General features: G+C 58.8%; 14 protein-coding genes and 1 tRNA gene. 4 read left to right on the plus strand and 11 right to left on the minus strand.

The window, feature by feature from the left end:
* Positions 1 to 27: 27 nt before the first annotated feature.
* The 5 genes from AC1DIJ_RS17910 to AC1DIJ_RS17930 all read right to left on the minus strand — a co-directional run bounded on the left by AC1DIJ_RS17910 (position 28) and on the right by AC1DIJ_RS17930 (position 3998).
* Complete coding sequence (locus tag AC1DIJ_RS17910; RefSeq protein WP_112387428.1) at positions 28 to 1236, minus strand: ABC transporter permease; 1209 nt, start codon at positions 1234 to 1236, stop codon at positions 28 to 30.
* Positions 1226 to 1942, minus strand: a complete 717-nt coding sequence (locus tag AC1DIJ_RS17915; protein ID WP_112387429.1) for an ABC transporter ATP-binding protein — start codon at positions 1940 to 1942, stop codon at positions 1226 to 1228. The genes AC1DIJ_RS17910 and AC1DIJ_RS17915 overlap by 11 nt, the downstream gene beginning before the upstream one ends.
* Before the next feature lie 11 nt (positions 1943 to 1953).
* Positions 1954 to 3264 carry an efflux RND transporter periplasmic adaptor subunit gene (locus tag AC1DIJ_RS17920; protein ID WP_112387430.1) on the minus strand — a complete coding sequence of 437 codons (1311 nt, stop codon included), beginning with the start codon at positions 3262 to 3264 and terminating at the stop codon, positions 1954 to 1956.
* Positions 3265 to 3411: 147 nt separating this feature from the next.
* Complete coding sequence (locus tag AC1DIJ_RS17925) at positions 3412 to 3783, minus strand: GFA family protein (protein WP_477831500.1); 372 nt, start codon at positions 3781 to 3783, stop codon at positions 3412 to 3414.
* A gap of 2 nt (positions 3784 to 3785) precedes the next feature.
* Positions 3786 to 3998, minus strand: coding sequence for a hypothetical protein (locus AC1DIJ_RS17930; protein ID WP_112387432.1), 213 nt, complete (start codon positions 3996 to 3998; stop codon positions 3786 to 3788).
* Positions 3999 to 4200: 202 nt separating this feature from the next.
* Here AC1DIJ_RS17930 and AC1DIJ_RS17935 point away from each other — a divergent pair, with 202 nt between their 5' ends.
* Positions 4201 to 4638, plus strand: coding sequence for a hypothetical protein (locus tag AC1DIJ_RS17935; RefSeq protein WP_112387433.1), 438 nt, complete (start codon positions 4201 to 4203; stop codon positions 4636 to 4638).
* A 367-nt stretch (positions 4639 to 5005) separates the two neighbouring features.
* Here AC1DIJ_RS17935 and AC1DIJ_RS17940 read toward each other — a convergent pair whose 3' ends face one another.
* Together AC1DIJ_RS17940 and AC1DIJ_RS17945 are read right to left on the minus strand one after the other, a co-directional pair.
* On the minus strand, positions 5006 to 5362 hold the full coding sequence (locus tag AC1DIJ_RS17940) for a hypothetical protein (RefSeq protein ID WP_112387434.1): 357 nt from the start codon (positions 5360 to 5362) through the stop codon (positions 5006 to 5008).
* A gap of 124 nt (positions 5363 to 5486) precedes the next feature.
* Positions 5487 to 6062, minus strand: a complete 576-nt coding sequence (locus AC1DIJ_RS17945) for a transglutaminase-like cysteine peptidase (RefSeq protein ID WP_112387435.1) — start codon at positions 6060 to 6062, stop codon at positions 5487 to 5489.
* A gap of 191 nt (positions 6063 to 6253) precedes the next feature.
* Here AC1DIJ_RS17945 and AC1DIJ_RS17950 point away from each other — a divergent pair, with 191 nt between their 5' ends.
* The gene (locus tag AC1DIJ_RS17950) at positions 6254 to 7180 is read left to right on the plus strand and encodes a hypothetical protein (protein ID WP_477831497.1); all 927 of its coding nucleotides are present in this window, start codon (positions 6254 to 6256) and stop codon (positions 7178 to 7180) included.
* Between the two features lie 145 nt (positions 7181 to 7325).
* Here the strand turns inward: AC1DIJ_RS17950 and AC1DIJ_RS17955 are convergent.
* Positions 7326 to 7401, minus strand: a tRNA-Lys gene (locus AC1DIJ_RS17955).
* Between the two features lie 195 nt (positions 7402 to 7596).
* Between AC1DIJ_RS17955 and AC1DIJ_RS17960 the strand changes: the two genes are divergently transcribed.
* Complete coding sequence (locus tag AC1DIJ_RS17960; RefSeq protein ID WP_112387438.1) at positions 7597 to 8346, plus strand: cytochrome c biogenesis CcdA family protein; 750 nt, start codon at positions 7597 to 7599, stop codon at positions 8344 to 8346.
* A gap of 362 nt (positions 8347 to 8708) precedes the next feature.
* On the opposite strand, the gene AC1DIJ_RS17965 is transcribed toward AC1DIJ_RS17960, so the two are convergent.
* Positions 8709 to 8912: a hypothetical protein gene (locus tag AC1DIJ_RS17965; RefSeq protein WP_112387439.1), complete on the minus strand. Its 204-nt coding sequence runs from the start codon at positions 8910 to 8912 to the stop codon at positions 8709 to 8711.
* 939 nt (positions 8913 to 9851) lie between these two features.
* Between AC1DIJ_RS17965 and AC1DIJ_RS17970 the strand changes: the two genes are divergently transcribed.
* Entirely contained in the window at positions 9852 to 10199 is a 348-nt protein-coding gene (locus tag AC1DIJ_RS17970) for a hypothetical protein (protein WP_112387440.1), read from the plus strand.
* 4 nt (positions 10200 to 10203) lie between these two features.
* On the opposite strand, the gene AC1DIJ_RS17975 is transcribed toward AC1DIJ_RS17970, so the two are convergent.
* Positions 10204 to 11562 carry a hypothetical protein gene (locus AC1DIJ_RS17975; protein WP_112387441.1) on the minus strand — a complete coding sequence of 453 codons (1359 nt, stop codon included), beginning with the start codon at positions 11560 to 11562 and terminating at the stop codon, positions 10204 to 10206.
* Positions 11563 to 11593: 31 nt separating this feature from the next.
* On the minus strand, positions 11594 to 11709 hold a 116-nt coding region (locus tag AC1DIJ_RS17980), incomplete at its 5' end, for an integrase core domain-containing protein (protein ID WP_477831473.1).

Here is an 11709-nt window from a genome sequence, read left to right on the forward strand (position 1 = left end):
GACATATCAAACTGCGGTGACGTCACCTCACTCGTGACGAAGCGCCTCGATCGGGTTCAGCTGCGCGGCGCGGCGGGCTGGGAAATATCCGAAGATCATGCCGATCGCCGCCGAGAAGGCAAAGGCGACGCCGATCATCAGCGGGCTGACGACGAAGGGAACCTTGAGTAGGGTCACCGAAACGAAGCCGATCCCCATGCCGAGCACGATGCCAGTGATGCCGCCGAAGAGCGACAGCGCCACCGCCTCGACGAGGAACTGCATCAGCACCTGCGTTTCCAGCGCGCCGATCGCCAGGCGAATGCCGATCTCGCGGGTCCTCTCGGTGACCGAAACAAGCATGATGTTCATGATGCCGATGCCGCCGACGAGCAGGCTGATGGCCGCGACCGCGCCGAGCAGGCCGGTCAGCAGCGTGGTCGTGCCGGTCATCGCCTCGGCGATCTGCGTCATGTCGTTGACGTTGAAATCGTCCTCGCGGCCAGGAATGATCTTGCGCCGCTCACGCAGCAGGTTCTCCGTCTCGTCCTGGATCTTCGATGTCGCAACGCCGTCTCGGGCCGAGATGACGATCATCTGCACGTTGGCGTTGGCCTTGCCGCCGATGCGGCGCTGGTAGACCTTCACCGGCATGATGACGACATCATCCTGGTCGTTGCCCATGCCCGACTGGCCACGCTTGGCGAGAACGCCGATGACGCTGCAGGAGACCTTGCCGACGCGGATCTGCTGGCCGGTCGGATCGGCGGCTCCGAAGAGCTGCGAGCGTACGGTCTCGCCGAGAATGCAGCGCGCCCTGCCGCGTTCCTCCGCGGCATCGAACGTGCGGCCAAGGGCCATGTCCCAATCCTGCGCCACGAAATAGTCGTTGGTCGTCCCCATGACGCTGGTCGAATGGCTCTGGCCACCATATATGACCGTCGCCGTCGTCTGGTTGAGCGGGGCAACAGCGCGCAGACCGCCGACCTGATCGCGGATCGCCTCGACGTCCTTGACCGTGAAGCGGCGCGCTTCGGTACTCGCACGTCCGGGACCGAACTGGCCGGGCCTTGCGAACAGCATGTTGGTGCCGAGGCGCTGCAATTCAGTGGTGACCTGGGCCGTCGTACCGTTGCCGATCGTCACGAGAGCGATGACGGCGGCAACGCCGATGACCACGCCGAGCACCGTCAGGAATGATCGCAGCATGTTGCGGGTGATGGCCCGCAGGGCAAGTTTCAGCGTCTCAAGAAACATGGCCCGCCCTCGCCTGATGCACCGTTTCGGTTTCGAGCTTACCATCGACGAAGCGCAGCAGCCGCTGCGCATAGGCGGCGATATCCGGCTCGTGCGTGACCATGACGATGGTGATCCCCTGCTCCCGGTTCAGCCGGGTCATCAGGTCCATGATTTCGACGCTGGTCCTGGTATCGAGATTGCCGGTTGGTTCGTCGGCCAGCAGCAGCGCCGGCTCGGTGACGATGGCACGGGCGATGGCGACGCGCTGCTGCTGGCCGCCAGAAAGCTCCTGAGTCTTGTGGTTTTCGCGGCCAGAAAGGCCGACCAGCTTCAACGCTTCCCTTGCCCGCTCGTGACGTTCGCCGGCCGGCATGCCGCGATAGATCAGCGGCAACTCGACATTCTCGACAGCGGATGTGCGCGACAGCAGGTTGAAACCCTGGAAGACGAAGCCCAGCATGTGGCGCCGTAACAGGGTCAGCTGGCTGCGATCGAACCCACCGGTCGAGATGCCCTGAAAGACATAGTCACCCGATGTCGGCACGTCGAGACAGCCGAGGATATTCATCGCCGTCGATTTGCCGGAGCCCGAGGGGCCCATGATCGCGACGAACTCATGAGCATTGATCGTCATGTCGACATGGTCGAGCGCGCGGATTGCCGCCTCGCCCTCGCCGTAGACTTTCGAGACCTTCTTGAATTCCAGAAGCGGCGGATTGCTCATCGCTCTGCCGCCTACCGGGTCTTCGCCGTGGCGTCGGTCACAAGCGCGTCGCCTTCCTTGATGTCACCAGACGCTACCTGCGTGAACTGGCCATCGGAGGAGCCGACCTGGATCACCACGGGTACCTGCCGCTCCCCCCGCAGAACCCAGATGCGGCGCTTGTTTCCCGTCAGCGCTTCACCGCCGGCACCCGAACGCGGACCCATGCGCGGCGGCCGGAAGAGACCGAGCAGTCCGCGGTTGCGGCCGGAGCCCACTTCCGGCGGGGCATAGCGCAGCGACGCGTTCGGCACCATCAGCGTGTTCTTCACGGCCTCGACCGTCACGTCTGCGGTCGCCGTCATGCCGGGGCGCAGCAGCAGATCGGCATTGTCGACCGACAGTACCGCCTTGTAGGTGACGACATTGTTGGTGGTCTCGGAGGCAAAGCGGATCTGCTCGATTTCAGCCGGGAACGTCCGGTCCGGATAGGCATCGACGGTGAAAGTCGCCTTCTGACCGACAGCGATCTGGCCGACATCGGCCTCATCGACATCGACCTGCAGCTCCATCTTCTTCAGATCGCCGCCGATGACGAATAGAACGGGCGCCGACAGCGATGCGGCGACCGTCGCTCCGGGATCGACGGAGCGGGTCAGGATGACCCCGTCGATCGGCGATACGATGCGCGACTTTTGAAGATTGACCTCGGCAAGCTGGAGATCAGCCTCGGCAGACAGGACATCGGCCTCGTTAATCTGTTTGGCGGCGACGGCGGAGTCATATTTGTAGGTCGCGTCGTCGAGGCTCTGGCGAGTGGTAACGTTGCTCTGCACGAGGTTCTTCACACGATCCAGCGAGGTGCGGGCCGATTCGAGATCGGCGCTAGCCTTGGTGACATTGGCCTGTGCCGATGCCAGCTTGGCGCGCGAGCTTTTGGCGTCAGCCTCCAGCTTGGTGGTGTCGAGAACGGCAAGCACGTCGCCTGCCTTGATCGTGCTGTTGTAATCGACATTGACGTCCCGGACGGTGCCGGACAGCTCGCTCGATATATCGACCTGCTCGGTCGGCTGGACGGAGCCGGTCGCAGTTACCAGAACCGTCAGATCACCGCGCTTCACCGGCTGGGTCGCGTAGCTGTATTCGTTGCCGCCGCGGCCGGCATAATAATAGGCCGCGCCGCCGCCGATGATGATGATTGCCACTGCTGCCAGCAGCCTGCCGCGCCACCGGCCGGACCGGCGCTGCTTGCCCGACGCGGCGAGTACAGCTGCCAGATCGGCATGGCCGGGCGCTTGCGGGTCAGACGGTTTCGGGCCGGTTCCAGATTCGGAATCGCTCATGAAAGTCCTCAAACAGAGATATAAGAGCATCTGCTCGGTTCAGCCCTAGATAGTCATAGGCAAGATGAACCGGAGATTAGCGATAGAGGCGCATTGCCACGGAAAGCGGGCGATGTGCAATTAAATCTTGGTAATGAAAATCCGGTTTTAATCCGCATCGCCGGGAAACTGACCAGCACCGGCGATCGGATGCAGCCAGCTTTCGCGACGCTTCGTCCATATCTCGTGGTCGGGCTGGATCTCCCCCGGCGCGTCATCGAGGGAACCCAATCGAATCTCGGCCTTGTCTTCGGTCAGACAGAAAAGCCGGCCGCCGCAGAGCGGGCAGAAACTGCGGCCCGCAAAGGCTGAGACCGTGCCCGAATAAGATAATGCAGCGCGCGGCCAGATGGCGAAGGCTGAAAACAGGGAGCCGCTTTCCTTGCGGCAATCCGCGCAATGGCACAGACCGGAGAGCAAAGGCGCGCCGGAAATGACGTAGCGGACGGCGCCGCAGAGGCAAGCGCCTTTGCGCGACAGGCTCACATGCGGACACCCGGAACCGGGAGCGGCGGCTTGCGCTTGGCCGCCATCAGCAGGTCGAGTTCGGTCGCCGATGGTCCGAATTTCTCGAACAGCCGTTTCGCCTCTTCATCGTCGAGCCGGTATTTGCGGGCGAATTCGCTGATGCTGTAAGGGCGCCCGCGCAGCACTTTGCGGGGCGCAGTGATCCCCTCGCCTGATTGCTCTGACATGAAACATCCCTCCTTCGGTTCAAAAGGAAACTAGGGCGCGGCCGCGTGATGGAAAGGACAGCCCAACCAGGAAGGCGAAAGTGCAACCTTCAATATTTTCCGGAATTATACTTAGGGTTGGTGAGATGAAATGCCACGTTGACTAAGAATTTCGTCCGGACCGATAGTTTACCCGTACAAGGTACAATCGGAGGATGGACCAATGCTTAATCGTGCAGTTCTGCTGACCTCGCTTGCGTTTCTCGGCGCTACCGCCTTCATGGCAACGCCCGCTTCGGCACTGACGATGAAGGAATGTAGCGCCAAGTATAAGTCCGCGCAGACGGATGGTTCGGCCAAGGGCGTCAAGTGGAACGACTTCCGCAAGGCGCAGTGCGGCGCGGATGCTACCGCCGAGCCCGATGTCTCGCTCAACACCAACGAAGAGCCGGAAAAACCCACCACGGCAGCTCCGTCAGGCGTCAAGTTCCCGACGGCGATCTCGACGAAATATGCCAGCGAAAAACCCGGCAAGGCACGCATGCATACCTGCGTCGACGCCTATAACGAGGACAAGGCCAGCAATTCGCTTGGCGGTCTGAAGTGGATCCAGAAAGGCGGCGGTTACTACAGCCTCTGCAATGCGAAGCTGAAGAGCTGAGCATAGCCTGATGTGATGCCATGCCCCGCTGCGCGTTCAGCGGGGCATCCCCAAATCTCACGATATCCTGAAACGCGGCCTTCGATCATAACTATGCCATCCAAACGCGCGATGGCGGTCGCGCCAGGATAGAGCGACCCCGAGGCGGGGCCGCAAAACGAGGGATCAGGCCATGTGGGATATCATTACGATCGTCGCAATCTTCAGCATCTTGTTCATCGGCCGCGAGGCGCAGACGGTGGTTGCGAAGGCACGCGCCTCGGGCTGGAACGACTTTCCCCGGCGCTGATCCAGCAATTTCTTTTGACAGCTGGAAACAAAAAAGCGCGCCCTGACGGCGCGCTTTTCTTTTGAGGCTTGTCTGCGATCAGCGGCAGACGCGCATGCTCTCCATGTGCCAGCCGCCATCATAGGCGTTGGGTACGCGTCGGTCCTCGAACCAGCAGCGCGGCGGAGGCGGTGGTGGCGGCTCGACATAGCGCGGACCACTGTTATTGACGATCGCGCCACCAATCATGCCACCGATCACGCCGGCAGCCAGGCCACCGGCGATCGCAGCACCAGTATTGTCATGGTGGCGGCGGCGCGGCGGTGGTGGTGGCGGGTAATAGCCGCGGTCACGCCGCTGCCATCCATAATCCTGAGCGACAGAAGCCGGCGCGGTCGCCAGCATGGCGCTTCCCGCGATGACCGCCGCAAGGGTCGAAATGAGTATCTTCTTCATCATGTCTCCAGTCGAGCTTCCGCGCTTCGCGCACCGCACTCAAACATGGAAACAATGGCATCATTGCGATTAATCCAGCATTAACGACGTGTGCACCACGCACGCCTTTCCGGCCGCATTGCGATCAGGAGAACTCGCCCGCCCGAGGGCCTGCAAGCGTCACGCGCCAGACCGATCGCGCCCGGAAATCCTGGGTTGCCAGGAAGGTGTAAGGCGTACGCTGCCAGGGCCGCACCGCATTCGTCAGATTATCGAGCACGTAGTCGCTGCCATCGGTGCGGGCAATCAGCACGACGTGATTCTGATCGTGCGGGCCAATCACCACCGACAGCGCCAGCCGGTCCGCCGGGAAACCGGCATCGATCAGATCCTTCATCTTCTGCAGCGCGTAGTCTTCGCAATCGCCGCGGCCGCCTGTCGGCAGCGACCAGTCGTCGCCATTTGCGGCCAGCGGACCATCATTTTGCGGAATGACCCGTCCGTTTACGGCACGGTTGACTTTTTGCAGCAACGGCACTCCGGCGCCCTCACCGGCCTGATGCGACGACGTCTTGTGACAAAGCCACCTGTACTTGGCGCAGGCCGACGCGAATCCGACCGGCGCGCCGATACTGCGCGTGACCGGCAGGAACTGACCCGCAAAGGCTTGAAATTGCAGAGAAAGAAACAAAGCGAAAACAGCAGCAATAAGACGAATCATATGTAAGCCCCTCTATTTGCGGCGGGACAATAACATGCTTTTTATTAGAGCTTTAGTAAAATTTTATACTTACGTAATTAACTATAGATTAAGATCTCGTCCGGTTATCCACAAATATTTCTTCATATTAATTAGTTGCTAATATAAGAATTGTCTCCGTTAGCATTTCGTTAACCTTGGGAGATAAATCAATGATCCGCAAAGCAGCGAAGTACAGCGTCGCCGTTGCTTACCTATTGGCCAGCAGCAGTCTCGCATTTGCAGCGCCTACCACCCTCCTGAACTGCAGAATTGCCAAGCCAGGCACGCTTGAATACCGGCTCTGCAAGCCGACGGAGTCGATCCCGGACGCTGGCTACAGCGGGTCAAACGATAGCAAGGGCGGCAGCCAGGGCAGCAGCAGAGGCCAGCAGTCATCCAACGCCGGGACGGCCGGCGGCGATGGCAATGGCAATGGCGGCAATAGCGACAACGGCGGCAGCAGTGACAACGGTGGCGGCGGTGACAACGGTGGCGGCGGAAAGCCGGGCCATGAAAAGCCCGGCGATGGAAAGCCTGGCCACGGCAAGCCAGGTGATGGAAAGCCTGGTCATGGCAAGCCCGGCGACGGAAAGCCTGGCCACGGCAAGCCAGGTGATGGAAAGCCTGGTCATGGTAAGCCTGGTGATGGAAAGCCTGGCCACGGTAAGCCCGGTGAGGGAAAGCCTGGTCATGGTAAGCCTGGTGATGGAAAGCCTGGCCACGGTAAGCCCGGTGAGGGAAAGCCTGGTCATGACAAGTCGGGCAATGACAAGCCAGGTCATGACAAGCCGGGGAATGACAAGCCAGGCAACGACAAGCCGGGCAATGACAAGCCAGGCAACGACAAGCCAGGCAACGACAAACCAGGCAATGACAAGCCGGGCAACGACAAGCCAGGCAACGACAAGCCGGGCAACGACAAGCCGGGCAACGACAAGCCGGGCAACGACAAGCCAGGCAACGACAAGCCAGGCAACGACAAGCCAGGCAACGACAAGCCGGGCAATGACAAGCCGGGCAACGACAAGCCGGGCAACGACAAGCCAGGCAACGACAAGCCAGGCAACCGCGGCGGTTCCGGCCCCTCACCGGTCTGACGCAGCCTGACCGGAAGACGCTAACCGGCTATTCCATGGGCTTGCACCGGCGCTACGGTGCAGGCCCATTGCACTTCAGGCAAAGCTTAGAACGACACGCGGACAACCCGGCGCATCGATTGCGAAAAACAAAGCTTGAAGTGTGTGGTGGCTGCGCTGGGGTTCGAACCCAGGACCCTTTGATTAAAAGTCAAATGCTCTACCAGCTGAGCTACGCAACCTAACCCCAAGAACAGCATTTTTGCTGCCCCTGCCGGAAGTGCGCGGAACATAGGCAGGCGACCCATTGCGGTCAACCGAAAAATCATGACTTTCACAAGCGTTAGGTACATTTCTTGCGGGAGCGCAAAAAGGTGATTGGCAATCGGTAGGTCGCAACGCTAGACAACGGCCTGGATTGCAGCCGGAGAGAATGCGTGTCGATTGCCGATATTTCCTTGTGGAGCGCGTTGATCGCCGGCGCCCTCTCATTCCTGTCTCCCTGTGTCCTGCCGCTCGTTCCGCCCTATCTCTGCTATATGGCAGGCATTTCCGTCGATCAGTTCCGTGGCGGCGCGGCGGTGACCGTCGCGCCCGATGTACGCCGCAGCGTGTTCTTTTCGGCGCTGTTCTTTACACTTGGATTTGCCACCGTTTTCGTGGCGCTGGGTGCCGGCGCCTCCAGTATTGGCATGGCTCTTCGCCAGCACCTTGATCTGCTGTCGAAGATCGGCGGGCTGATCATCGTTATCATGGGGCTGAATTTTCTCGGCCTCTTCCGAATCGGCCTGCTGGCACGTGAGGCGCGGTTCCAGAGCGGCGGCAAGCCGGCGACGCTGACCGGTGCCTATGTCATGGGCCTTGCCTTCGCCTTCGGCTGGACGCCGTGTATCGGTCCGGTACTGGGTGCGATCCTTGGTGTTGCCGCTTCGCGCGAAACGGTCGGTTCCGGGGCTGGCCTGCTGGCGATCTATTCGCTCGGGCTTGCCATTCCGTTCTGGATTGCAGCAGGCTTTTCCGGCGCGTTCATGCGCTTCCTGGCGCGTTTCCGCCGTCACCTCGGCACGGTCGAGAAGGTTCTCGGCGCATTTCTGGTATTGACGGGGCTGGCCTTCATGTTCGGATTCATCAGTCAAGCCGCAATCTGGTTCCAGCAGACCTTTCCAATCCTGATGCAGATCGGCTAAGCCGAAGCACAAGCTTCGCACTGCAACATCATTGGACGTGCGTGGGCGCGCCAGATATGTCACTGGACCCGAGTTGCGAAGCAAACTGCTCCCTAAAAAAGGTCGCACTTCAAGGACTGCAGAAATAGCGCGCCTCCCCGCCAGCCTTTCTCCTCAAGGCGGCGTCAATGGAACCGGGTCCGACAGAGGCCGTGCTGCACTCTGAACAAGTCCTCGCCCTCGAGTTTGCCGTCGGCCGAAGGCTAACAGTTGCCGCAGGCGACATCGCGCAGGCGCTGGTCGCGGCACGTTTGAGCGGCTTTTGATTTGCGTTCAACGCACTATCCGAGACAGAGGTAAGCTGTCGGGTAAACGGCGGGCGTCTAATCAACACCTACCGGATGCTTTCCGGTCAGGAGGAGCAAATAGGTTTCTATGGTTTCTTCAGGGTAGCCTCGCGCCTGTAGGATTTCTCTAACCCCGAACGGATCGACGCGGATCATTCCGTGCTCTACTTCCCAGCTTATCTCATCTTCCGCAGGGAACGTGTTAGCGCTCGGCAAACAAGTATCTTCTGTTAAGTTCATCGCCGATCTCCAGTTCGCCGTTGCACGATTTGAACTGCTCCAGAAGTTTGAAGGTGAGTTCTCTCGGCCGCAACGACAATCTGTTAAACTCTCGCCGCGCTGCGGTGGCCCTGGAAGTTCCAGCTGCTGGCACGAACGCGAACAAATCATGCCCGCGCTGGTCACTGGCATGAAGACATCTCGGAAACCAAGTCAACAGATCAACTCCGTGAAAATTTTCGCTCGGATTTGTCCACAATCGTCTCGTAAGCGAGGCTCCCGCGCGGGGAATGTCCATAATCGTCCCGTAACTTTTCCAAATGTCCACAATCGTCTCATAAGACGTTGAGCACCGCGTTTCCGACTCCCAAGATTTCACAGCAATGGTCCGATCACCGAGGGTAGTTGGTCACCAGCGGTGAGCGCGTTATTGTCGCGGCATACCAGAGCGCACGGTTGGCATGCGGTGATCGACCGGGCAGGAAGTCGGCAGCATTTGGTAGTGGAGGTTGCGGCGCGCAAGAGCTCTGGCTTCAAGGTGGCTGGCCGCACCCCAGGCTCGTTTTTTTCGATGGCGAAATCTGCAAAAGTCGCTGCAGGTTGGTAGGTCGAGTCGAAGATCAATTATGCGGCAGCCAAAACAAAAAGAGACCTGTTTCCTCATTCGCTGCGGACATCAGGTCGTCTCGTAGGCTATCAACATTGAGTAGTCGAATCCGAAAACTGTCCAAAACAGCAGCATAGCGAAGGGGTTTGTCGTCGCTATGTCCAAATCTCAACGTAAGGATTCCGGCAATCGTGTCCGGCGCACGTCGATCCAGATCGGTGGCGCTATTGAACTCCACGCGCTACGCGCGTTTCTCTCAGATTCGTAAGCGGACAGGGCGTCCAAACTGATGAACCTGTTTTATGTTGCACCGCCGGCAACCATGGTGATTGCGACACACGGGAGAAAGTTCAATGACGTCCATTTATGACGGGATTTCCAGAGATAATCCAAATGTCGACCTTACGATTTATGCCTCGCGTTGGGTGGGCGACAACGGCGATCCTGTCGATGAGGTACCTGATCGCTTTCAGGCGAGGTATATGTACATTGATGAGCACTGGGGCACCGAGACGATCTGCTCTGAGACCATTGCCGAAGGCGGTGTATTAAACTTCTCATACAAGTGTTTCGACAACCTCGGCTTCTCGGAAGAAGAACGCCGGGCTCTGATCGCGCATCAACACGAAAATTTCGAGCCAGTTCAGAGCGAAGAAGAACTGGCCGAGATTCTTTCGCACTCCGCGACTTTGAAACCCTGATCCATTAGGCAACTTCCCGTTTCTGACGATGTGCTTGTATGGCGCCGACCACTTTCAGATAGTCTGCTGGATCGAACAATCCTACACGGCGGGCCTGAGCCCGAGCCGTCTCCAGGTCGGCCTCAAGCCAAGGATGAACGATCGACTTGAGCGTATCGAATATTATCTCGCCTGGTTCCTCATTACGGTCGTCGGTCAAGGGCAGCAACAAGCTATAGGCCACAGGGCCATCGAGAACCAAAGCCAGTGTTCGCGCATTTAGGTCCAAGAAGGAACGAACGGCCGCCGCTTCATGGATATCACGGCTTAATATGGCTCGCCTCCACGACGCCACAATATCCGAACGGTGCTCCGGCAACTTTCGCAGCCCTAAGATCATATTTGGGGAGACTGGATACTCGTGGATGATCCGCAGGCACGTCTGCTTGAGGATATTTTGCAGAGCCGTCGGGTGCGATTTCAGCAGCCTGCCAAAGAGCTTCGATGGCGAATATCGGTGGTCCTTCGTCCCTTTCATCTTGCTGCAGAGTGAAGCGAGCTTTCGATCGAACTGCTTCTGCTTCGCGTCGGGAAGGAGATCGACACATTGAGGCGCGTAAGTCAGAATTTCCCATATCGTGCGATTGTAGGGGTCCTCGATACCGTCATCTATTTGCAGCTTAGGTTCGAACAAATGCCGGAGGACGACGGAGGTGATTGCCGAGTTTTCGAGTTGCACGCAGCAACGAAGGAACGCGCTGGCATTGCGGGAGGATACGCGATCCTTTGATACAAGCACTTCCAGCACGTTGCGAATGAGATTGTGGAAGGCATGAGGTGTCACCGTAGCGATGACGTCGCGGACAACTGATAGCTGAAACGAGGGGTTTGCCGAGCCAAAAAAACCTGGAGTGTGAAGCTTTCCTGTAATTTCGTGCACGATGGTATGCGCGTTGAAGCTCCGCTCCGAAAGGAAAAGGCTAACACCATCTTCAATAAAAGAGCCGGCCTTCGTCGCCGTGATAGTCCTATCGGTTGGATGAGCGAAATCGTTTCTCCAATCCCGCAGCTCATCGAGGAATTGAAGCTGCTCATCCGAGATAAGCTTGGCTGCCTTTAGGTCCTGCTTGAATTGCTGCTCGAAAGGGTTCTTCTCGTTTTTCTGAAACCCGGCGTCGTCAGCGATCTTCCGGAATTTATTGTTCACTCCGGCGAGGTGTTGAATCTTTTGGAAAAGGTCCGCGAAGACAGCGTTCCAAACGGCAATGGGGACCAGTCGATACACCCCTGCCCTGTAGCAGGTTAGCGCGTCCTCATGGTGAGGGCGTGCGGGACCGTCAGGCACCATTGTTCGCAGTTTTTCGATTTTGAAACGGGACAGCATGGAGTGCCCCCCATTTCGCCGGACAGCTCAGCTATTGAGACAATGCTTTGATGAACTCCCTTGGGGAGGCCATTTTGAGCGCTGAGTGTGGATGGATTTCATTATAGTCTTCAATCCATCCGTCGATCTTCCGGAGAGCTGTGTCGG

Source organism: Rhizobium sp. 10N427 (assembly GCF_056394605.1).

What these genes read in the sequence shown, in the direction of transcription:
- AC1DIJ_RS17965 (WP_112387439.1), bottom strand. Translation starts at nt 8,912, where the DNA reads ATGAACTTAACAGAAGATACTTGTTTGCCGAGCGCTAACACGTTCCCT.
- AC1DIJ_RS17915 (WP_112387429.1), bottom strand. Translation starts at nt 1,942, where the DNA reads ATGAGCAATCCGCCGCTTCTGGAATTCAAGAAGGTCTCGAAAGTCTAC.
- AC1DIJ_RS17940 (WP_112387434.1), bottom strand. Translation starts at nt 5,362, where the DNA reads ATGAAGAAGATACTCATTTCGACCCTTGCGGCGGTCATCGCGGGAAGC.
- AC1DIJ_RS17930 (WP_112387432.1), bottom strand. Translation starts at nt 3,998, where the DNA reads ATGTCAGAGCAATCAGGCGAGGGGATCACTGCGCCCCGCAAAGTGCTG.
- AC1DIJ_RS17970 (WP_112387440.1), top strand. Translation starts at nt 9,852, where the DNA reads ATGACGTCCATTTATGACGGGATTTCCAGAGATAATCCAAATGTCGAC.
- AC1DIJ_RS17920 (WP_112387430.1), bottom strand. Translation starts at nt 3,264, where the DNA reads ATGAGCGATTCCGAATCTGGAACCGGCCCGAAACCGTCTGACCCGCAA.
- AC1DIJ_RS17945 (WP_112387435.1), bottom strand. Translation starts at nt 6,062, where the DNA reads ATGATTCGTCTTATTGCTGCTGTTTTCGCTTTGTTTCTTTCTCTGCAA.
- AC1DIJ_RS17910 (WP_112387428.1), bottom strand. Translation starts at nt 1,236, where the DNA reads ATGTTTCTTGAGACGCTGAAACTTGCCCTGCGGGCCATCACCCGCAAC.
- AC1DIJ_RS17975 (WP_112387441.1), bottom strand. Translation starts at nt 11,562, where the DNA reads ATGCTGTCCCGTTTCAAAATCGAAAAACTGCGAACAATGGTGCCTGAC.
- AC1DIJ_RS17950 (WP_477831497.1), top strand. Translation starts at nt 6,254, where the DNA reads ATGATCCGCAAAGCAGCGAAGTACAGCGTCGCCGTTGCTTACCTATTG.
- AC1DIJ_RS17935 (WP_112387433.1), top strand. Translation starts at nt 4,201, where the DNA reads ATGCTTAATCGTGCAGTTCTGCTGACCTCGCTTGCGTTTCTCGGCGCT.